The sequence below is a fragment of the Olleya sp. Hel_I_94 genome, assembly GCF_007827365.1.
Classification (GTDB): Bacteria; Bacteroidota; Bacteroidia; order Flavobacteriales; family Flavobacteriaceae; genus Olleya.
The window spans coordinates 1,424,326-1,445,882 of sequence record NZ_VISI01000002.1; the positions used below are offsets into that span (position 1 = coordinate 1,424,326).

A 21,557-nucleotide genomic window follows, 5' to 3' on the forward strand; every position below is an offset into this window, starting at 1 on the left:
AAGTACTTATATTTCTGTTTTTGTGAAATTATAACGATGAATAATGTATAGTTAAATATGTTATAAGTATTTGCAAGTATGCATTACATCTAATAACTTTGTAAAATGGAATAAAAGTAATTAGATTTACAAACCAATAAAATCAAAATACAATGAAAAAATTATTTACAATATTATTTATCGGACTTATTAGTTTATCGATGAATGCTCAGGACAAAGTAGCAAAAATAGAGTTTAAAGATACGACTATAGACTACGGAACTATTAACAGAGGAGATAATGGTGTAAGAACTTTTGAGTTTACAAACACTGGTAATGCACCTTTAATTGTATCTAAAGTTAGCTCTAGCTGTGGATGCACAGTACCTAAAAAACCAGAAGCACCAGTAATGCCTGGAGAAACTGGAGAAATTGAAGTAAAATATGATACTAACAGAGTTATGCCTATTAGAAAAACAATTACTGTTTTATCTAATGCTGACACACCAACAGTATCTTTAAAAATAAGAGGAGAAGTTATTGATCCTGCTAAAACTAGTGTTTTAGAGAAAAAAGGAAAAAGTGTAATGGAGCAATAAGCTCTCTATTTAAATCATATTTTAAAAGCCGAAACATATGTTTCGGCTTTTTTTAGGGTCTATTCTATGGGAGATTTTAATCTAAATTTAATTTCTTTTTCGTAACCATTTCTATTGACTAACAATTTAATTTGAGTACCTGATTTTTTATAAAAGTGATTAACAATACGATCTAATGTTAAATCAAAAGTAATTTTATTATTTATTGTTAAAATAACATCACCTTTTTGGACTCCAGCCCAATAAGCAGGAGAGTTTTTGACAACATTATGTACTATATATGTTGGTTTTAATGAAAAATTACGATTTGTCTTTACTACACTATTAACTGCAATGGAATTGGACTGTTCACTTCTAATATGAGCACTGTTTTCTTCAACATTAATCTCCATGACCACTCTAACACCATCGTGCTCTACTTGCAAACCACTTTTATTATAACTAAACGCATCATGAAAACTACTATTTTTTTTAAGAGTAATCTTAGAGTTTGAATAATCTACAATTAGATTAAATCGCTTTAAAATTTCGCCACCAATTGTACCATCTCTATCTTTAAATTTTTTAACTGCCTTCACAGTTACAGAATCAGGAAAAGCAACTTTAGGATATTTAATAGTAAAACGATTTAAGTTTAGCGCTTCTATTTTAGTTCTTTTACCAAAAACGTCTCCACTAAGTCCAGAACCTAAAAAATCTTCAAAATATTTTTCGCTATGCTGCAAGCCCTTATCTTTATCCTCGAATAACCATAAGGCATCACTACCTCCAGAATCCATAAGTAGTTTTACTGGAACTAATTTAGCTTTAATAGTTACGTTAGTATTTAAATAAGGCCTATTATCTTTAAATTCTAAATCTAAAACTTCACATCTATTGCACCTTTTATACTTATAATTTTCAGGATTGTGTAACCTAATATATCTACCAGAATAATTAACCTCCACAACAAAATCCTTAAACAAATCATAGCCAATAATACCATCTATTGGTGTACCTAACTTAGGAGCCAAATTAATTCTGGAATCAAATACTGCAAACAACGTTTGATCAGTATTTATTGCGTCTCCAATTTTAAAAGTATTATGACTAGATCTTAAAGCGTCAATGTAGTCTACATCTCCAAGTCCCTTAATTTTAATTTTTTCTGAATTTAAAATTTTTAACGAGTCTGAGCCTTTTATAAAATTGAAAAGAATTGGTTTGCTAACACCTGTATCAAGCAGAAATTTTAAAGTAATACCGTTAACCTCGACAGGAATAAGAATTATATTATTAATTAACTCAAACTCTATTTTCTGGGATTTAATTTTATCTGTTAACTTGTAGTTACTTTGCGCATTAACACAAAAAGTAAGGATTAAAAAAAAATAAAATAATAGTTTATGTAAACGCATCCATGGTATAATAAATTATGTCTTTAATAAAATTACAAATCTTTTAACTATAATCTCTTTTAAAAGGTCTTTTTTTAAAGAAACATTACAATTATTTTTCGCAAATTTGTAACCTAAACGATATGTAATGCCAAAAATTTCTCAAAAAGGGCAATCAATGCCACAGTCACCAATTAGAAAGTTAGTTCCTTTTGCTGAAAAAGCATATAAAATGGGAAAAACTGTTTATCATTTAAATATTGGGCAACCAGATATTAAAACACCACAAGCAGCTCTTGATGCAGTAAAAATGCATGGCTTAGATATATTAGCTTATACACGATCTGAAGGATCTGAAGAGTATCGCAAAAAAATCGCTAACTATTACCAAAAAAATGATATCCATGTAAAACATGACGATATTATTGTAACTACAGGTGGTAGTGAAGCATTACTTTTTGCTTTTGGAAGCATTATGGATGTTGATGACGAAGTGATTATTCCTGAACCGTTTTATGCAAATTACAATGGATTTTCAACTGCATCTGGTGTTAAGGTCGTACCTGTAATTTCGAAAATAGAAGACAATTTTGCCTTACCTGCAATTGAAGAGTTTGAAAAACTTATCACACCAAAAACTAAAGCAATATTAATCTGTAATCCAGGAAACCCAACTGGTTATTTATATTCAAAAGACGAAATAAAAAAATTAGCCGAAATAGTTAAAAAGCATGATTTGTTTTTAATAGCTGACGAGGTTTATCGTGAGTTTGCTTACGATGGAGCAAAACACTATTCTATATTACAAGAACAAGGTTTAGACGACCATGCAATAGTCATAGACTCTGTGTCTAAACGTTACAGTATGTGTGGTGCAAGAATTGGTTGTTTAGTCTCTAAAAACAAAGAAGTTATCGCAACTGCATTAAAATTTGCACAAGCAAGATTAAGCCCTCCAACCTTGGCACAAATTGCTAGTGAAGCTGCTTTAGAAACACCACAAAGTTATTTTGACGATGTTATTGAAGAGTACGTTGAAAGACGTAATGTGCTTATCGCAGAATTGCAAAAAATAGATGGTGTCCAAGTAGCTAATCCAAAAGGTGCTTTTTATTGTATCGCACAATTACCTATAAAAAATAGTGACGCTTTTGCACAATGGCTTTTAGAAGATTTTGATATTGATGGAGAAACCGTTATGGTCGCTCCTGCTGCAGGTTTTTACAGCACACCTGGAGTTGGATTAAATCAAATCCGTATTGCTTATGTATTAAATCAAGACAGTTTAAAAAAAGCAGTAAATATTATCAAACAAGCATTAAAAGTATATAAAGACTAGTGCATATTTTAAACGACATATCTTTAAAACCTTATAATACTTTTGGAATAGATGTTAACGCTAAACAATTTGTAGCAGTTAGCACAGTCCAAGATTTAAGGTTTATCTATTCTAATTATAAAAACACCAATAAATTTATCCTTGGTGGTGGTAGCAATATGTTACTCACCAAACCTGTAAATGCTTTAGTGATACAATTAAATCTTAAAGGAAAAACTATTGTTGACACTACAGATAATCATGTATTAATAGAGTGTCAAGCTGGCGAAAACTGGCATGAATTTGTAAAATGGACACTAAAACAAGATTTTGGCGGTTTAGAAAATTTGTCTTTAATCCCTGGTAATGTTGGCACAAGTCCAATACAAAATATTGGCGCTTATGGTGTAGAATTAAAAGATCATTTTTACTCTTGCAATGCTTTAAATCTAGACACTTTAAAAACAGAAACTTTTACTAAGCAGGACTGTGATTTTGGGTATAGACATTCAATATTTAAACAAGAAGCAAAAGGAAAATATATAATAACAAGTGTGGTTTTTAAACTAACAACTAAAAACCACATTTTGCATACTAATTATGGTGCTATAACTACAGCGTTAGAAACCATGAATATTACCCAACCCACAATACAAGACATCTCCAAAGCAGTTATAGCTATTCGCGAAAGCAAATTACCAGACCCTAAAATTATTGGCAATTCTGGAAGTTTTTTTAAAAACCCTGTTATTTCAAAATCTCAGTTCTTACAATTGCAAGATAACTTTAAAGAAGTGCCACATTATGTGATTTCTGAAAACGAAATAAAAATACCTGCTGGATGGTTAATTGAAACCGCAGGTTTTAAAGGAAAAACATTTGGTAATTATGGCGTGCATAAAAAACAAGCCTTAGTACTAGTTAATTATGACGACGCTAAAGGAGAAGACATATTAAACCTTTCAAAATTAATACAAAATACTATTTATCGTATCTTTAATATTTCAATTGAAGCTGAAGTAAATATTTTTTGACACAATATAAAATAACTTCAATTTAAATTAGTTAACTAACAACTACAATACAATAGCTTGGAATTTTCTTTAGAAAAACATATTATAACACACCTTAAAAATGGCGACAAACAAGCCATTAATTTGTTATACGAAAATTATGCTGATGCATTATTTGGAGTCATAAAAAAAGTGATTTCGGATGACGACTTAGCGCAAGACGTGCTTCAAGAGACTTTAATAAAAGTTTGGAAAAAAGGTAAAAGTTATAATCCTGATAAAGCCAAATTATTCACTTGGCTATACCGCATTGCATATAACTCGGCAATCGATAAAATTAGATCTGTAAATAATAAATCTAATAAAGAAGTCCAAATCGAAGATTCAAACGTATATAAACTGACAACTAATAGTTTAAACGAGGATGTTTTAGATATTAAAAAGCATTTAAACACGTTGGACGAAAAGTATCAAATAGTTATAAACGCGCTCTTTTTTGAAGGAATGACGCAACAAGAAGCGAGCGAAGAATTAGACATACCGTTAGGTACAATAAAATCAAGATTAAAAATTGCGTTACGTGAATTGAAAAAAATTTACAACCCTTAATTGTAAAATGATGAATCAGAAAGTAAAAACATTTTTAGACACTGACTTATTAGACAGATATTTAATAGGTCTAACTACAGCTTCAGAAACTTTAGAGGTAGAGCATTACATATCAGAATACCCACAAGTTAAAAAAGCATTTCAAAAGCTTGAAGACAAGCTAGAATTTACTGCGCAATTAAATGCGGTAAAAGCACCAAAATCTATTTTAGATAATGTTCTAGATACTCTAGACGATAAACCAGTAGTAGCATTAAAACCAGAAAAATCAAAAAAATGGTATAGCTTAGCAATTGCAGCAAGTGTGGCTGCACTATTATTTGCAGGAAGCTCTGTTTATCTACTTAATCAAAACAATAATTTAGCAGATGAAAATCAAACCATCGCTGATGAAATCTTTGATTTAAGAAGTGATATATCCAATAACAATAGTACTTTAAATAAAGTATTACAACAGTTTGAACAATTAAATAATCCTGAAACAGAAAAATATGTGTTAACAGGAAATACTAGAGCTAAAAACCTTAAGACTGTCGCTTACATTAATCCAGAAGAAAAAAAATCTATGATTGATGTAGTATCCTTGCCTCAATTACCTGATGACAAAGTATATCAAATTTGGGCTAACTTACAAGATAAAATGGTTAACCTTGGTGTACTAAGTGAAGCTGACAGACGCTTACAAGAAATACCATATACAGAAGATGCTTTAGGGTTAAGTATATCCATAGAACCTAAAGGAGGTAGTCAATTTAGATCAAATGACACACCTGTTGCAGAGATCTCGTTAAAGATTAATGACTAATTAGTTATACTATATAAAAAAGCCTCATAACTATTATGAGGCTTTTTTTTATGTCAAAATTCAACGATTTAATCCTTACTAAACAGCGCTTTATGGATTAAACCAGCTACAATTGCACCTGCAATTGGTGCTAACCAAAACAACCATAGTTGTCCCATATATTCACCACCTTCGGCAAATAAAGCTTGACTAGTTGATCTTGCTGGATTAACAGACGTATTTGTTATAGGAATACTAATTAAATGAATTAAAGTTAAAGCTAAACCAATAGCAATACCTGCAAATCCTTTTGGTGCTTTAGGGTACGTACTTCCTAATATTATTAATAGAAAAAATAAGGTCAAAATAAACTCAGTCACCAAAGCAGACATCATGGAATAACCATCAGGTGACAAAGCGCCATAACCATTAGCAGCAAAACCACCTTGACCAGAAAATCCTGCTTTACCAGAAATAATATATAATAATGCTGCAGCTGCTAAAATAGCTCCAACTAATTGTGCAATAATGTAACCAGGTAGCTCCTTTGCAGGAAACTTGCCACCAGCCCATAAACCTATAGATACTGCAGGATTAAAATGTGCTCCAGATACGTGACCAACAGCGTAAGCCATTGTTAATACGGATAATCCAAAAGCTAATGCTACACCAACAAATCCAATACCTAAATCTGGATAACCAGCTGCAAAGACTGCACTACCACAACCTCCAAAAACTAACCAAAAAGTTCCAAAACATTCTGCCAATAATTTTTTCATAATCTAAATAATTAAAAGTTAAGGGTTTAAGATATTTAAAAAAAACAAATGTTAGACACTTATTTTTCGCTTGAATAAAAAATTCGATAAAAAACAACTTTAATAGATATAAAAGATAAAAACACTGTTAGAGGTTTTATAAAACCTTTACATTATTCTTTAAAATTTAGTATCTTTGTAGTCACAAAAAAAGAAAAATAATTTGAAACTTTTACTACTTACATTAGGTCTTCTAGCATTAGGTTTTGCTGGAATAGCAATTAAAATATGGGCAAAAAAAGATGGTAAATTTGCTGGTACTTGCGCAAGTCAAAATCCAATGTTAAACACAACAGGAGAATCTTGCGGATTTTGCGGTAAAACTCCAGATCAGTTTGACAACTGCAACGAAACGCAACATTCTTAATACATGCTAATACTTGAGGTTTTATTCTACAGCTTTGTAGCTGTGGTTGTTATTCAGGTATTATATTATGCTGTGTTATTTGGCAGCTTTGCTTTTTCTAAAAGTATTACAACCTCTTTAAACAGAAACTATCCAATTTCTGTAATTATCTGTGCCAAAAACGAAGCACAAAACCTTAAAAAATTTCTACCTAGCATATTAAATCAATCGTATCCCAATTTTGAAGTGGTACTAATAAACGACTCATCTCACGATGAGACTTTAGATGTTTTTGAAGATTTTAAATCTAAACATAGCAATATTAAAATTGTAGATGTCAAAAATATTGAAGCCTTTTGGGGAAATAAAAAATACGCACTCTCACTAGGCATAAAAGCTGCCACACACAATCATTTATTGTTTATTGATGCAGATTGCCAACCGGTTTCAAACCAATGGATCGACAAAATGAGTCAAAGTTTTAATGACGAGAACACCATTATTTTAGGTTATGGTGCGTATAACAAAATAAAAAACTCATTTTTAAATAAACTAATCAGATTTGAAACCTTGCTGACTGCAACACAATATTTTTCGTTTGCAAAAGTTGGGATTCCTTTTATGGGTGTTGGTCGTAATTTAGCCTACCATAGAGATGAGTTTTTTAAAACTAATGGTTTTATTAAACACATGAAAATTAGATCTGGAGATGATGATCTTTTTATCAACGAAGCTGCTAACGCAACTAACACAGCAATTTGTTACAATAAAGAAAGTTTTACATCTTCCATACCAAAGTCTTCATTAAAAGATTGGTTTAAACAAAAACGCAGACATGTATCAACTGCTCAATATTATAAATTAAAGCATCAATTTTTATTGGCTAGTTTTTATATCTCGCAAATACTTTTTTGGACATTAGCTATTGTATTAGCCATAACCACCTATTTATGGCCTTTTGTTTTGGGTCTAATTATTTTACGTTTTATCATTCAATTTTTAAGTTTAGGCTTTTCTGCAAATAAATTAGACGAAAAAGACACCATTTTATTGTTACCAATCCTAGAAATAACCTTGATTGTATTGCAATTTAGTATCTTTATAGCCAATAAAATTTCAAAACCAAATTATTGGAAATAGAAGAAGCAATAAAAAGAGCCAAACAAAACGACCAAAAAGCGTTTAATTATTTACTTCATAATTATTGGGATAAGGTTTATGGTTTTCAACTTAAACGCATCCAAAATGAAAACGATGCAGAAGATATTACCATTCAAACTTTCTCTAAAGCTTTTGACAAAATAAAAACTTACGACAGCAAATACGCATTTAATACTTGGTTAATTACAATTTCTAAAAACATTCATATTGATATTATTAGAAAACAAAAAAACAGCATTAAACAAGCTATTTCAAGTACAGATGACAATGCTGTCTATCAAGTTTTAGACGAAACACCATCTGTTGAAGACAAACTAATTACAGAACAAAATTTAGCTAAATTACTTCGTGACATTAAAAAGCTAAAACCACATTATCAAGAAGTAATAAACCTAAGATATTTTCAAGAATTAAGTTACAAAGAAATTTCTGACGAGCTAAAAGAGCCAATTAATAATATAAAAGTAAAGTTACTTCGTGCTAAAAAATTATTAGCAGAAATTATTCAAAAAAAGTAATTATTAGCTTACCCTACTTTACTCCTACTCCTTAAATTTTAACCAAAATACTTCGTATCTTTGCATCTACAAAATTGCAACTATGAATACAGAAACTGCATCAAATATATTACCAGAAAGACAACCTAAACCAAAATGGTTACGCGTTAAATTACCAACAGGTAAAAAATATACAGAATTAAGAGGATTAGTAGATAAATACAAATTAAACACTATTTGTGCATCTGGAAGTTGTCCAAACATGGGAGAATGTTGGGGAGAAGGAACTGCAACTTTTATGATACTTGGAAATGTTTGTACTAGATCATGTGGATTTTGCGGTGTAAAAACTGGACGTCCAGAGGATGTTGATTGGGACGAACCAGAAAAGGTAGCACGTTCTATAAAAATTATGGGAATCAAACATGCTGTATTAACAAGTGTAGATAGAGATGACCTAAAAGATATGGGAAGTATTATGTGGGCAGAAACAGTAGATGCTGTCAGACGAATGAATCCACAAACAACACTAGAAACATTAATCCCTGATTTTCAAGGTGTAGAAATGCACATTGACAGAATTATTGATGTAGCTCCAGAAGTGGTATCTCATAACATTGAAACCGTAAAAAGACTAACCAGAGAAGTCCGTATACAAGCTAAATACGAAAGAAGTTTAGGCGTATTAAAATACTTAAAACAACAAGGACAACGCAGAACAAAATCTGGGATTATGCTAGGTCTTGGTGAAGCGCGTGAAGAGGTTATTCAAACTTTACACGATTTACGAGATAACGATGTGGATGTTGTTACCATTGGTCAATATTTACAACCAAGTAAAAAACACTTACCTGTTAAACGATTTATACTTCCTGACGAATTTAAAGAGTATGAAGAAATAGGACTAAAACTTGGATTTAGACATGTAGAAAGTAGCGCATTAGTACGTTCTTCATATAAAGCACAAAAACACATAAATTAAATATGATTACAGTAGCTATTAATGGTTTTGGACGTATTGGAAGACGCGTTTTTAGACTACTACATAACAATCCCAATATTAAGGTTGTTGCCATAAATGATTTAGCAGATGCAAAAACGTTAAGTCATTTACTAAAATATGATAGTATACATGGTGTATTTCCTGCTGAAATTTCTTCCACAGAAAACACTATACTTGTAAACAATGTATCTGTTTCACTTTTAAACCAAACACATCCTAAAACTATAGACTGGTCCCAATTTGCTCCAGATTTTGTTATTGAAGCCACCGGAAAATTTAAAACTACAGAAGATTTACAACATCATATAAACAATGGAGCTAAGCGCGTAATTTTAAGCGTACCTCCAACTGAAGATGATATTAAAACTATTGTTTTAGGCATTAATCAAAACGATTTAGATGGTACTGAAACTATAATATCAAACGCCTCATGTACCACAAATAACGCAGCTCCAATGATTGACATAATCAATGAGCTTTGCGGTATTAATCAAGCATACATAACAACAATACACTCATACACCACAGACCAAAGCCTACACGATCAGCCACATAGGGATTTACGACGTGCTAGAGCTGCTGGACAAAGTATTGTACCAACAACAACTGGAGCTGCCAAGGCTTTAACAAAAATATTTCCTGAGTTATCAAATGTAATTGGTGGATGCGGAATTAGAGTTCCTGTAGCCAATGGATCGTTAACAGATATTACTTTTAATGTTAAAAAAACGGTCACTATTGAAGCCATAAATCAGGCTTTTAAAAATGCATCTAAAGGCAAATTTAAAAACATCTTAGAATATACTGAGGACCCAATAGTATCCATCGATATTGTTGGCAATCCACACTCCTGTATTTTTGATGCTCAAATGACCTCTGTTATAGGTAACATGGTAAAAATTATTGGATGGTATGACAACGAAACTGGTTACTCTAGCCGAATAATAGATTTGATTTCCAATTTATCGGAATAAAAATAACTTTTAGAGTATAAATATTTATATTTGTTTATATATACCCAACCAATGAAATCCCATTTTATAAAATTTTTCACGTGCTTAATATTGTGTTTTATAGGATTAAACCTACAAGCACAAAACTTAACAGAAAAAGAAAAGGAAGTCATTAAGAGCAAAATAAACTTTAACATTAGTCAAGCTCAAAAAAATATTGATAACAATCAATATTACAAAGCGCAAAGCGATTTAGACGAAGCCTTAGCATTGGCTAATCAAATTAATGACAATAAAAATATTGGTTTAATCTACTCAAAAATTGGAAAAATTCAATTTATTACTGAGGAATCTAACGAAGCCCTTCAAACGCTAATTAAAGCTATTGAAAAGCAACGCTTTGCAGAGGATAATATTAACATAGCAGAAACTTACAAAACGATTGGTATCGTTTACATGAGTAAAAATAATTTTAATCGTGCACTAGATTATTTTACATCTGCAGAAGTTCTTTTTGAAAATGAAGACTTACATGATTTTGAAGCAGAGTCGGTCCTATATAAAGGTGATGCCTACTATAACTTAGAAAACTACGAAGAAGCAGAAATAGAATATGAAAAAGCAGTTAGCATATCTAAAAGCTATTTAAACAATAAAATACTTAGTAGCGCTTACGTACATTTAGGGAAAAATAAAATAAAGTTAGGCCAATTTGCTGAAGCTGAAAAGTTAATTACACAAGGATTAACCATTGCACAAAAAAACAACTTCCCTTCCATTACTAACATTGCTTATGCTTCATTAAGTGATATTTATAACGAAACTGAAGATTATAAAAAATCAAATACCTATTTAAAAAAGCACATCAAACTTAACGATTCATTATTAATGGCTAAGCGTGGTTTTCTTTCTTCAGATAAAAGGTTAGACAAACTTTACAGTAATCCCGTAGAATACCAAAAAGAAAAAGAAGCTGATTTAGAAAAAGAGGCAAGCTCAACTTGGTTAGAAAAACTAACAACAATATTAAGTATTGCTTTAATTACAATTTTATCATTATTGACGCTTTCGTTATATAAAAACAATAATATTAGATTAAAATCTAATAATATTTTACATAAAAAAAATGCAGAATTAACCATTGCAATGGAAAAAGCAGAATTGGCTACCAAAACCAAAGCTAACTTCCTATCTACGGTAACGCATGAGTTAAGAACACCTTTATACGCTGTAACAGGATTAACAAATATGCTTTTGGAGGAAGACCCAAAACCTACCCAAGTGCAACACTTAAAATCACTTAAATTTTCTGGTGATTACCTTTTAACTTTTATTAATGACATCCTTCAAATTAATAAAATTGAAGCCAATAAAGTAGATATAGAACCTGAAGTTTTTAATCTTAAAAAGAAAGCTGAAAATGTCATGTCAGCACTAAACAATTCTGCTTTAGACAACAATATCACCTTGCATTTAGAATACGACAGAGACCTACCAACTAATTTTAATGCAGATCAATTAAAAATCTCTCAAATACTAATTAACCTTATTGGTAACTCTATTAAGTTTACAAAGGATGGAGATATTTGGATTAGAATTATCAAACAGAATCAAAATGGAGAAAATTTTGAAGTTAGATTTGAAGTAGAAGATAACGGTATTGGAATTAGTGAAGAAAAGCAACAAAATATGTTTGAAAGTTTTTCTCAAGGATCAATTCAAATCAACCGTAAATATGGAGGAACTGGACTTGGTCTATCCATTGTTAAAGGATTAATAGATATATTAAAAGGAAAAATTTACATGAAAAGTCAGCTAGGAAAAGGAACTACCTTTTTCTTTGAAATACCTATGAAAAAAAGTAATGAGATTATTGTTGAGAAAAAGGCAAACTACTTTAACGAAATTGACGAAATTGAATTAAGCAACATAAAAATACTAGTTGTAGAGGATAACAAGATTAACCAAATGATCACCAAAAAAATCCTGAATAAAATGAAACTGTATTGTGACGTTGTGGATAATGGTGAAGAGGCTGTTGACATGGTTAAAACCACCAAATACGATGTTGTATTAATGGACATCCACATGCCAGGAATTAGTGGTATGGAAGCCACAAAAATTATTAGAACCTTTGATAAAGAACTTACTATTTTTGCATTAACTGCTGTTACTATTGAGGATAAAATGCAAGAATTTGAAGAAGCTGGATTTACAGATATTATCCCTAAACCTTTTAAACAAGAAGACTTCGAGAAAAAACTTTTTAATGCCTTAATGCTATCGGAAAAAGGAGACAACCCTACCCTAAACCATACGTCTTAATAATGGCATCAAACTTATCACTGTTATCAATATCTATTTTAATAGGTAGATAAAATAATTTACCTTGTAAAGAAGCTTCCGTTTTTAAACGCATATAATCTTTTTCTGTAGTGATTATTAGCTCATACTTTGATAAATACTCGATTTCTGAGGATAAAAACTCATGATGATCTTTAAAATTTAAATGTTCAAAACTTAAATCTTTACTCTTCAAATAGGACACTAATGGTTTTGCATTAGCAATACCTGTTACCAATTTAAAATCATCTGTTAATTGATCTATTGCAATTGTTTTGTTTTCAGAATATACTTTGTCACTATAACGTATCTTACTAAAAAACACCTGTTGATAAGCTAAAGGTTTGATTTCAGCAATTATATCCTGTTTATTAATTTCTGTTATCTCTTCTGGACATTTGGTTACAACTATAATATTTGCACGCTTAGCTCCTGATTTTGGTTCACGCAAATTACCAGTTGGCAATACAATATCTTTTGTATATCTATTATCACAAGTGGTCAACATGATATTTAATCCTGCTTTAACTTTTCTATGCTGAAAAGCATCATCTAACAAAATAACATCTGGCTTATCCTTTAAACGCAATAAATTAGAGATTCCAGATTGTCTATCTGCATCCACTGCAACTTTAATATCTTCTGAAAACGTATTATAAAACTGAAAAGGCTCATCACCTAAAATTGTTGCATTAGTCGAAGCATCACCTAGCTTAAACCCTTTACTTTGGCGTCCATAACCTCTACTTAAGGTAGCCAAATTAACATCATCTTTTAATAAACGTATTAAATACTCAACCATTGGTGTTTTTCCAGTTCCTCCTGTACTAAGGTTACCAACACAAATAATTGGAAAATCATAAGATTTAGAAGCCAACCAACCTTTATCAAACATGATGTTTCTAAACCAAGTTATTAAATAATAAAACGGTACAATAGGAAATAAAATAAATCTTAAAAACTTCATTTAATATATTTAAAGCCCATTTATCATTTTTATAAAAACGAAATGGAGCAAACAATAATAGTAACGAAAGTAAATATTTTATATTTGTTTTAAATATTAAAGACCAAAAAGTATGTTGATAAAAGACCTTGTTAATCACCTTGAAGAAATTGCGCCTTTAAAATATGCAGAAGATTTTGACAACGTAGGATTATTAATTGGCGATAAAAACACTAAGATAACCAACGTATTGGTAACTTTAGACACATTGGAAGATGTGGTTGACGAAGCAATTGCTAAAAACTGCAACTTTATATTAAGTTTTCACCCAATAATTTTTAAAGGCCTTAAAAGTCTTACCGGAAAAAATTATGTAGAGCGTACCGTTTTAAAAGCCATCCAAAACAACATTGCTATTTACGCTATACATACAGCCTTGGATAATGATAAAAATGGTGTTAATGCCATGTTATGTGATCAACTTAACTTAACTAATCAACGCATATTAATACCACAAAAACAAACCATAAAAAAACTAACAACTTACGCACCAGAATCAGAAGTTGAAACCATAAAAAACGCCTTATTTAAAGCAGGTGCAGGACAAATTGGAAACTATTCTAACTGTAGCTTTACAACAAAAGGGATAGGGTCATTTAAACCTAATCAAGAAGCTAATCCTACAATAGGTCAAAAAGGAGAAAATTATATCGAAGCTGAAACACAAATAAATGTCACCTTTCAAAAACATTTAGAATCTACCATTTTACAAACTTTATTTAAAACACATTCTTACGAAGAAATAGCTTTTGAAGTAACCACTTTAGAAAATACAAACCAAAATATTGGTATGGGAATGATTGCAGAACTAGAAAATCCCAAAGCCGAAATTGAGTTTTTGCATTATTTGAAAGAAAAAATGGATGTTTCAGCAATTAGACATAGTAAATTAACAAATAAAAGAATAAAAAAAGTTGCTGTATTAGGAGGTTCCGGAAGCTTTGCTATAAATGCAGCAAAAGCAGCAGGAGCTGATGCTTTTGTAACTTCAGACCTTAAATATCATGATTTTTTCCAAGCAGAAAACAACATTTTATTAGTAGATATAGGACATTATGAAAGTGAACAGTACACAAAAATTGGTTTAGTAGCAATACTTACGAAAAAAATCCCTAATTTTGCATTCATTTTATCGAACACAAATACCAATCCTGTTAAGTATTTTTAAAATATGGCAAAGACAAAAGAAGCAACAGTAGAAGATCGCCTAAGAGCGTTATATGATCTACAATTAATAGACTCTAGAATTGACGAAATAAGAAGCGTACGTGGAGAATTACCTTTAGAGGTTAGCGATTTAGAAGACGAAGTTGCAGGATTAAAAACTAGATTAGAGAAATTAGAAGATAGTTTAAGCTCTGTAGATGCTGAAATTACTGCTAAGAAAAATTTAATTGAAGAATCTAAAACTTTAATTAAAAAATACTCTGAGCAACAAAAAAATGTTAGAAATAACAGAGAATTTAATTCTTTAACTAAAGAGGTTGAATACCAAGAGTTAGAAATTGAATTAGCTGAAAAGCATATCAGAGAATTTAAAGCTCAAATTGAGCAGAAAAAAGACGTTATTGCTAAAACTAAAGAGCATAACAAAGAGCGTGAAAACCACTTGAAACATAAAAAAAGTGAGTTAGATGCTATCTTAAAAGAAACTGAAAAAGAAGAAAAAGCACTTATAGACAAGTCTGAAGATTACAAGAAAAAAATCGAAGCGCGTTTAGTAAAAGCTTACAACCGTATTAGAGTAAACGTAAAAAATGGTTTAGCTGTTGTACCAATCGAAAGAGGTGCATCAGGAGGATCTTATTTTACAATTCCACCACAAGTACAAATGGAAATCGCTGGACGTAAAAAAATTATTACAGATGAGCATAGTGGACGTATACTTGTTGATGCTGCTTTAGCAGATGAACAAAGAGAGAAAATGGAAAAAATGTTTTCTAAATTATAGAAACCTTTTTCATTATATTATAAAGCCTTTACATAACGTAAAGGCTTTTTTTATTGCTATATATTTATTTTTTTTAAGAAATAATTATAAGTAAATAAGCAAGGATGTTATAATTTATACGTCCAATTGAAAAAGAAAAGAAAAATGAAAAAATTATTATCAGTATTATTTCTAGCCTTATTATTTAGCTGTAACAATCAAGCCCAAACCAATCCTAAACAAGAAGCTATCAAAACAGCAACTCCAGTAACTGTTGCATTACAAAACGGAAAAGCAAAAGCCTATTTTGCAAGTGGTTGTTTTTGGTGTGTAGAAGCTGTATATGAAAGCGTTAAAGGTGTAGATGAAGTTATTAATGGATACGCAGGAGGTCATACGCAAAATCCTACTTACGAGAAAAGTAACACAGGTCAAACAGGTCATGCTGAAGCAGTAGAAGTTATATACGATCCAAAAATTGTAAGTTTTGAAACCTTAGTAGACGTTTATTTTGCTTCGCAAAATCCAACACAAGTAAATGGTCAAGGTCCTGACGGAGGCAGTCAGTACAGATCTATTATTTTTTATCAAAATCTAGAACAAAAAGAAATTATTGACGCAAAGAAAAAGGCATTAGCTGAAAAACTAAATAGCACAGTTGCTGCCGAAGTTTATCCGTTTCTAAAATTTTGGATTGCCGAAGACTATCATCAAGATTATGAAAAATTACATCCTGAAAATCCTTACATACAAAATGTTTCTATTCCTAGATTAAATAAGTTTAAATCTAAGATGCCAAACATCTTAAAATAAAACGACCTAAAAAACTGTTTATCGGTTAAATAAGTTATTTTAGCGATTAAAATTAAGCTGTAAATGTAATTAGACTTGCTAAGCGCAATACTAATTACATTTACAATAAATCGTTATTTAACCTATTAATCCCATGAAACAAAAATTACTTATAGTATTTTCTATCGTTTTCTTTTCAATTTGTTCTGCTCAAAATACAGAAGTAGTTTTATCTGTTAATTGGCCGCAATGGTCAACAGAAAATAAAGTTGAGTTTTATGATCCTAACGGAACATTATTAGAGACTATAGATAACGGTTATGATGGATCTGGTAGTCAAGCAAATCCTTACTCCACTTCAACCATCCCTATGGATTACCCAGTAAACAATAGTACTACTGCTGGTTACTATGTTATCGTTTATGATACTTATGGTGATGGATGGAATGGATCAGGTAGCTTAACCATTACCACTGATGGTCAATCGGCATTTACATTTAATGGTTCCTTTAATACGTCTGCTACCAATAGCGAAATTTCGCAAACAATCTACCTTGCTTTAGAACAACCTGCTCCTCCTTTTCCGGGAATATCTCAATTTGATTCCAGCGGAAACAATTATATTGAATACATACCAGGTAATATTCCAATCATAATTTCAGCGCCACATGGTGGTGTAAAACAGTCAGGTCTTACTATTGGAGGTACTTCATATCCTGATAACGATAATAGTTTACCTGATAGAAACTGCGGAACGGTTGAAAGAGATGACAATACTGATATATTAATTAGAGAAATACAGCAATCTGTATATGATCAAACAGGTTGTTATCCATACATTATTATAAACAATTTACACAGAAGTAAATTAGATCCAAACAGAGCGTCTGCTGAGGCTACATGTGGAGATTCAGATGCGCTATTTTACTGGAATGAATACCATAATTTTATTGACACTGCAAGTGCTGATGTTATGAACACGTTTGGCAAAGGTCTTTACATAGACTTACATGGTCAAAGTCATGCTATACCAAGAATAGAAGCTGGTTACAATATTTCGGCTTCAGATTTAAATAACACGACTACAAATTTTCTTAATACTGTATCTAATTCTACAATTTCTAACTTAGTAACTAATAACATTGGAGGATTAACGCAAGAACAATTAGTAAGAGGTCCAAATAGTTTAGGTGGCATATTTAGTGATACTGGAGGTGCTTTTTACAATGCACAAGGTTACTCTCAATGTGGTGTTAGTAGTGGATATCGTACGCTTCCAAGTGACTTTAATGGAGGATCAACAAGTTGTGATGACACACGTCCTTATTCTAACTCGTATTTTGATGGAGACTTTTACAGCAATAAACGTCATGGATCTGGACCTGCAGCAAGCGATGGACTTGGTGGTGGTGGAAGTATAGATGGTATAATGACAGAAGTTAATAGACGCGTAAGAGATTTAGGGACTTACAATGGAAATACGTATGATACTAGACCACAAACATTAGTACCATTTGCTGATGATTATGCTACAGTTATTGTATCTTTTTTAGACATACATTATAACGATTTTGCAGATTTTGAATACGCTTCAAACAGTTACAGTATAACGGATAGCAATCCAATGCCTATAATTACAGGTAGTGCAATTGGTACGTTCTCTAGTACACCAGGATTAGTAATAAATGCAGCAACTGGAGAAATTAACACAGCAGCATCAACAACAGGAAACTATACAGTCACTTACCAAATTGATGCTTGTAATAATTATAGTTCGACTTTTAATTTGGATATTACAGATAGCACATTAAGTGTTATGGATATTGAAAATATTAATTTTAAGTTATACCCAAATCCAACAGATGGTCTGGTATCATTTATATCTAACATACAAGTAACCAACTTTAAAGTCTATAATATATTAGGCCAACAAGTAATTGATAAAAACCCAAATAGCAAAGAAGCTACATTAGATTTAAGTCAAATTAAATCAGGATCTTACTTTATAAAGATTTATAGTTTTGATAAACTTATAGGTTCAAAAATGATTATCAAAAACTAAAGCTTAGTTGCTTTAATTTCAAAAATAAGAGGATATAGTTTTTCTTTTAATTCAAAATTGCCAGATTTAGTTTCTATTAAGTCTGGCAATACGTTATACGGACTTTCATCATATTCATTTAGATAGTCAATGTGTAACCCAGCTTCGGTTAAGGCATTTATAACTTCGCCTAAACCATGATTCCATGAATAGGTCTTAGATAGTACATCAGCAGTTTCATCTGCATACGTACCTTGTTCTTCTTCATAAATAACCTCATCCCTATTATAAGCATAGCGCATTACAGGCTTTTTTTCTAAATAATCAAACATCCAAACAATCGGATGAAACTCTGCTATATAAAAGACGCCACCTTTGTTTAAACGCTCAGCGATCATTTTTCCCCATGGTTTTAAATCAGGTAGCCAACCTATAACTCCATAGCTTGTAAACACTATATCAAAAGTTTCCTTGACATGAGTAGAGGTGTCTAAAACATTACAACAAACAAATTTGGCATTTAAAGACAAATCGTTATTTAAAGTTTGGGCTAATTTTATACCTTCATCACTAATATCAACACCCACGCACTTAGCTCCTAACCTGCTCCAACTAAGTGTATCTTGACCAAAATGACATTGTAAATGCAACATCGATTTACCGCTAACATTTGGTAATGCCTTTAACTCATAGTGTTTTAAGGATGTTTCTCCTTTTTTAAAGGCATCCATATCATAAAAGTCACTCGTGGCATGAATTTTTACTTTTTCGTTCCAAGTAGATTTATTGGTGTTAAAATAATCAGTTTTCATAATATTGGTATTTGTTCCCAATTTAATATTTCTATTTTAAATAAAAGGCTTCCGTATCTTTGCTATAAAAAATGATGAAAAAATTATTACTTATATTTATGGCTATAGTTAGTTTTTCTTGTAAAAAAGAGGTTAAACCAACTCAAATACAACTGACTACTGCTCAAAAAATTGCTAACGCTAACGGAATATCACATTGGAAAAATGTAACCCAAATTGACTTTACTTTTAACGTAGATAAAGATAGTACACATTTTGAACGCTCTTGGTCGTGGCAACCAAAATCCAAACAAGTTACGCTAATTACGGATAAAGACACTATAACGTACAACAGAAGCAATATGGATAGCACAGCAATGATGGCTGATCGTGGTTTTATAAATGATAAATTTTGGCTTTTAGCACCTTTTCAAATATCATGGGATAAAGGCACAACTATTACTGATACAATTGTAGAATTAGCGCCAATTAGCAAGGTTAAACTAAACAAATTAACACTAACATATACTAGTGATGGTGGTTACACACCTGGTGATGCCTATGATTTTTACTACGATAAAAACTACATTATTAAAGAATGGATTTTTAGACAAGGTAATACTTCAAAACCCTCAATGATCACAACTTTTGAAAATTATCAAGACTACAACGGTATTAAAATAGCTAAGGATCATAAACAGAATGATAGTAATTGGAACTTAAATTTTTCTAATATTTCAATAAAAATGAATTAGAAAACGTCCAAATTAAAACTTAAAACGTATATAAAGTAATTCCGCTTTATGCGTCAACATATATCTCAAAGGGTTTCATAATTTATATTTATGAAACCCTTTTTTTGTCTTAACCAACTACTTCCTTTCTAACCTAATTATTCTTATTTTTGTTGGACACCTAAAAAACAAACCATTTTGACCAACTATAAATTAGGTTTAGATTTTGCTAAACAATTAGATAACGAAGACCAATTGGCTGACTACCGTCAACAATTCCATATTCCTAAAGATAAAAACGGAAAGGATTTAATTTATTTCTGCGGAAACTCATTAGGTCTTCAACCAAAAATAACTAAAACTTATATTGACCAAGAGCTTCAAGATTGGGCAAATCTAGGAGTAGAAGGACACACCGAAGGTAAAAACCCTTGGCTACATTATCATGAGTTTTTAACAGATACTATGGCTAATATCGTTGGCGCAAAACCATTGGAAGTTGTAGTAATGAATTCATTAACTGCTAACCTACATTTTATGATGGTTAGTTTTTATCAACCTACACCTAAGCGTTATAAAATTTTAATAGAGGCTGATGCCTTCCCTAGTGATAAATACGCAGTAGAGTCTCAATTACGTCATCATGGCTATGACGACAAAGAAGGCTTGATATTATGGAAAGCTAGAAAAGGCGAAGAACTAGCCAATTACGACGATTTAGAAGCTATTTTAAATCAACATGGTGACGAGATAGCGTTAGTAATGATAGGTGGTGTAAACTACTACACAGGACAGTTTTTTGATTTAAAACGAATTACTGATTTAGGTCATAAACATGGCTGTGTTGTTGGTTTTGATTGTGCTCATGGTGCAGGAAATGTCCAATTAAATTTACACGATTCTGGTGCAGACTTTGCAGTTTGGTGTACATACAAATATTTAAATTCTGGACCAGGAAGTTTATCTGGTGCGTTTGTGCACGAGCGTCATGCTAATAATAAAGATTTAAATAGATTTACTGGATGGTGGAGTCATAACAAAAAGACACGATTTAGAATGCGTGACGATTTTGACCAACTTCCAGGTGCAGAGGGTTGGCAACTTTCAAATCCACCAATATTATCTATGGCTGCTATTAGAGCGTCTTTAGATGTAATACAAGAAGCTGGATTTGATAAGCTTTGCGAAAAATCAAAAGTATTAACTGGTTATTTTGAGTTTTTAATAAACCAATTAAACAACAAGGATATAAAAATAATTACTCCTAGTAATCCTAACGAAAGAGGATGCCAACTGTCTATCCAAGTTAAAAATGCAGATAAATCTTTGTACGACAAGTTAACAGATGCTGGCGTTATAACAGACTGGAGAGAACCTGATGTTATCAGATGTGCTCCTATACCATTATATAATAGTTTTCAAGATGTTTACAATATGGTGGAGCGTCTAAAACAATTACTATAA

General features: G+C 31.3%; 21 protein-coding genes. 17 read left to right on the top strand and 4 right to left on the bottom strand.

Features of this window, described 5'->3' with window-relative positions:
- Positions 1-152: 152 nt before the first annotated feature.
- Entirely contained in the window at positions 153-578 is a 426-nt protein-coding gene (locus JM82_RS09590; protein WP_145002836.1) for a DUF1573 domain-containing protein, read from the top strand.
- A 59-nt stretch (positions 579-637) separates the two neighbouring features.
- Here JM82_RS09590 and JM82_RS09595 read toward each other — a convergent pair whose 3' ends face one another.
- Positions 638-1,975 carry an aspartyl protease family protein gene (locus tag JM82_RS09595; protein WP_145002838.1) on the bottom strand — a complete coding sequence of 446 codons (1,338 nt, stop codon included), beginning with the start codon at positions 1,973-1,975 and terminating at the stop codon, positions 638-640.
- A 127-nt stretch (positions 1,976-2,102) separates the two neighbouring features.
- Between JM82_RS09595 and JM82_RS09600 the strand changes: the two genes are divergently transcribed.
- Genes JM82_RS09600 through JM82_RS09615 form a run of 4 tightly spaced genes read left to right on the top strand, consistent with a single transcriptional unit; the run spans position 2,103 to position 5,699 of the window.
- Positions 2,103-3,293 (top strand): pyridoxal phosphate-dependent aminotransferase, encoded by a 1,191-nt coding sequence (locus JM82_RS09600; protein WP_145002840.1) that lies wholly within the window; start codon positions 2,103-2,105, stop codon positions 3,291-3,293.
- The gene (murB, locus tag JM82_RS09605; protein WP_145002842.1) at positions 3,293-4,306 is read left to right on the top strand and encodes a UDP-N-acetylmuramate dehydrogenase; all 1,014 of its coding nucleotides are present in this window, start codon (positions 3,293-3,295) and stop codon (positions 4,304-4,306) included. Before JM82_RS09600 ends, murB begins: the two co-directional genes overlap by 1 nt.
- 57 nt (positions 4,307-4,363) lie before the next feature.
- Positions 4,364-4,894: an RNA polymerase sigma factor gene (locus tag JM82_RS09610; protein ID WP_028283724.1), complete on the top strand. Its 531-nt coding sequence runs from the start codon at positions 4,364-4,366 to the stop codon at positions 4,892-4,894.
- Positions 4,895-4,901: 7 nt separating this feature from the next.
- Positions 4,902-5,699 carry an anti-sigma factor gene (locus JM82_RS09615; RefSeq protein ID WP_261375349.1) on the top strand — a complete coding sequence of 266 codons (798 nt, stop codon included), beginning with the start codon at positions 4,902-4,904 and terminating at the stop codon, positions 5,697-5,699.
- A 68-nt stretch (positions 5,700-5,767) separates the two neighbouring features.
- Here the strand turns inward: JM82_RS09615 and aqpZ are convergent, their stop codons facing one another.
- Positions 5,768-6,457, bottom strand: a complete 690-nt coding sequence (gene aqpZ / locus JM82_RS09620; RefSeq protein ID WP_145002844.1) for an aquaporin Z — start codon at positions 6,455-6,457, stop codon at positions 5,768-5,770.
- Positions 6,458-6,659: 202 nt separating this feature from the next.
- Here aqpZ and JM82_RS09625 point away from each other — a divergent pair, with 202 nt between their 5' ends.
- The 6 genes from JM82_RS09625 (at position 6,660) to JM82_RS09650 (ending at position 12,781) form a co-directional block, all read left to right on the top strand.
- On the top strand, positions 6,660-6,863 hold the full coding sequence (locus JM82_RS09625; RefSeq protein ID WP_028283727.1) for a hypothetical protein: 204 nt from the start codon (positions 6,660-6,662) through the stop codon (positions 6,861-6,863).
- Positions 6,864-6,866: 3 nt separating this feature from the next.
- The gene (locus tag JM82_RS09630) at positions 6,867-7,982 is read left to right on the top strand and encodes a glycosyltransferase (protein WP_145002846.1); all 1,116 of its coding nucleotides are present in this window, start codon (positions 6,867-6,869) and stop codon (positions 7,980-7,982) included.
- A complete protein-coding gene (locus JM82_RS09635; RefSeq protein ID WP_145002849.1) occupies positions 7,973-8,521 on the top strand; it encodes an RNA polymerase sigma factor in 549 nt (182 codons plus the stop codon). Before JM82_RS09630 ends, JM82_RS09635 begins: the two co-directional genes overlap by 10 nt.
- An 82-nt stretch (positions 8,522-8,603) precedes the next feature.
- Complete coding sequence (lipA, locus tag JM82_RS09640) at positions 8,604-9,482, top strand: lipoyl synthase (RefSeq protein WP_145002852.1); 879 nt, start codon at positions 8,604-8,606, stop codon at positions 9,480-9,482.
- A 2-nt stretch (positions 9,483-9,484) separates the two neighbouring features.
- Complete coding sequence (gap, locus tag JM82_RS09645) at positions 9,485-10,477, top strand: type I glyceraldehyde-3-phosphate dehydrogenase (protein WP_145002855.1); 993 nt, start codon at positions 9,485-9,487, stop codon at positions 10,475-10,477.
- 51 nt (positions 10,478-10,528) lie between these two features.
- Complete coding sequence (locus JM82_RS09650; RefSeq protein WP_145002858.1) at positions 10,529-12,781, top strand: ATP-binding protein; 2,253 nt, start codon at positions 10,529-10,531, stop codon at positions 12,779-12,781.
- Here JM82_RS09650 and lpxK read toward each other — a convergent pair.
- Positions 12,759-13,766, bottom strand: a complete 1,008-nt coding sequence (lpxK, locus tag JM82_RS09655; RefSeq protein WP_145002861.1) for a tetraacyldisaccharide 4'-kinase — start codon at positions 13,764-13,766, stop codon at positions 12,759-12,761. The two genes, JM82_RS09650 and lpxK, sit on opposite strands and share 23 nt — an antisense overlap.
- A gap of 112 nt (positions 13,767-13,878) precedes the next feature.
- On the opposite strand from lpxK, the gene JM82_RS09660 reads away from it, so the two are divergent.
- The 4 genes from JM82_RS09660 (at position 13,879) to JM82_RS09675 (ending at position 18,589) form a co-directional block, all read left to right on the top strand.
- On the top strand, positions 13,879-14,973 hold the full coding sequence (locus tag JM82_RS09660; RefSeq protein ID WP_145002864.1) for a Nif3-like dinuclear metal center hexameric protein: 1,095 nt from the start codon (positions 13,879-13,881) through the stop codon (positions 14,971-14,973).
- A 3-nt stretch (positions 14,974-14,976) separates the two neighbouring features.
- Positions 14,977-15,756 carry a zinc ribbon domain-containing protein gene (locus JM82_RS09665; protein WP_145002867.1) on the top strand — a complete coding sequence of 260 codons (780 nt, stop codon included), beginning with the start codon at positions 14,977-14,979 and terminating at the stop codon, positions 15,754-15,756.
- Between the two features lie 144 nt (positions 15,757-15,900).
- Positions 15,901-16,548: a peptide-methionine (S)-S-oxide reductase MsrA gene (msrA, locus tag JM82_RS09670; protein ID WP_145002870.1), complete on the top strand. Its 648-nt coding sequence runs from the start codon at positions 15,901-15,903 to the stop codon at positions 16,546-16,548.
- Positions 16,549-16,681: 133 nt separating this feature from the next.
- A complete protein-coding gene (locus JM82_RS09675; RefSeq protein ID WP_145002873.1) occupies positions 16,682-18,589 on the top strand; it encodes a T9SS type A sorting domain-containing protein in 1,908 nt (635 codons plus the stop codon).
- On the opposite strand, the gene JM82_RS09680 is transcribed toward JM82_RS09675, so the two are convergent.
- On the bottom strand, positions 18,586-19,380 hold the full coding sequence (locus JM82_RS09680) for a class I SAM-dependent methyltransferase (protein ID WP_145002876.1): 795 nt from the start codon (positions 19,378-19,380) through the stop codon (positions 18,586-18,588). The two genes, JM82_RS09675 and JM82_RS09680, sit on opposite strands and share 4 nt — an antisense overlap.
- A 71-nt stretch (positions 19,381-19,451) precedes the next feature.
- Here JM82_RS09680 and JM82_RS09685 point away from each other — a divergent pair, with 71 nt between their 5' ends.
- Complete coding sequence (locus JM82_RS09685) at positions 19,452-20,114, top strand: hypothetical protein (protein WP_315897455.1); 663 nt, start codon at positions 19,452-19,454, stop codon at positions 20,112-20,114.
- A gap of 177 nt (positions 20,115-20,291) precedes the next feature.
- The gene (kynU, locus tag JM82_RS09690; protein WP_145002879.1) at positions 20,292-21,557 is read left to right on the top strand and encodes a kynureninase; all 1,266 of its coding nucleotides are present in this window, start codon (positions 20,292-20,294) and stop codon (positions 21,555-21,557) included.

Coding starts and splice junctions, on each gene's coding strand:
- lpxK (WP_145002861.1), bottom strand. CDS start 13,766: ATGAAGTTTTTAAGATTTATTTTATTTCCTATTGTACCGTTTTATTAT.
- gap (WP_145002855.1), top strand. CDS start 9,485: ATGATTACAGTAGCTATTAATGGTTTTGGACGTATTGGAAGACGCGTT.
- msrA (WP_145002870.1), top strand. CDS start 15,901: ATGAAAAAATTATTATCAGTATTATTTCTAGCCTTATTATTTAGCTGT.
- JM82_RS09590 (WP_145002836.1), top strand. CDS start 153: ATGAAAAAATTATTTACAATATTATTTATCGGACTTATTAGTTTATCG.
- JM82_RS09615 (WP_261375349.1), top strand. CDS start 4,902: ATGATGAATCAGAAAGTAAAAACATTTTTAGACACTGACTTATTAGAC.
- JM82_RS09685 (WP_315897455.1), top strand. CDS start 19,452: ATGATGAAAAAATTATTACTTATATTTATGGCTATAGTTAGTTTTTCT.
- lipA (WP_145002852.1), top strand. CDS start 8,604: ATGAATACAGAAACTGCATCAAATATATTACCAGAAAGACAACCTAAA.
- JM82_RS09630 (WP_145002846.1), top strand. CDS start 6,867: ATGCTAATACTTGAGGTTTTATTCTACAGCTTTGTAGCTGTGGTTGTT.
- JM82_RS09665 (WP_145002867.1), top strand. CDS start 14,977: ATGGCAAAGACAAAAGAAGCAACAGTAGAAGATCGCCTAAGAGCGTTA.
- JM82_RS09595 (WP_145002838.1), bottom strand. CDS start 1,975: ATGCGTTTACATAAACTATTATTTTATTTTTTTTTAATCCTTACTTTT.
- JM82_RS09660 (WP_145002864.1), top strand. CDS start 13,879: ATGTTGATAAAAGACCTTGTTAATCACCTTGAAGAAATTGCGCCTTTA.
- JM82_RS09675 (WP_145002873.1), top strand. CDS start 16,682: ATGAAACAAAAATTACTTATAGTATTTTCTATCGTTTTCTTTTCAATT.
- JM82_RS09680 (WP_145002876.1), bottom strand. CDS start 19,380: ATGAAAACTGATTATTTTAACACCAATAAATCTACTTGGAACGAAAAA.
- JM82_RS09650 (WP_145002858.1), top strand. CDS start 10,529: ATGAAATCCCATTTTATAAAATTTTTCACGTGCTTAATATTGTGTTTT.
- aqpZ (WP_145002844.1), bottom strand. CDS start 6,457: ATGAAAAAATTATTGGCAGAATGTTTTGGAACTTTTTGGTTAGTTTTT.
- JM82_RS09600 (WP_145002840.1), top strand. CDS start 2,103: ATGCCAAAAATTTCTCAAAAAGGGCAATCAATGCCACAGTCACCAATT.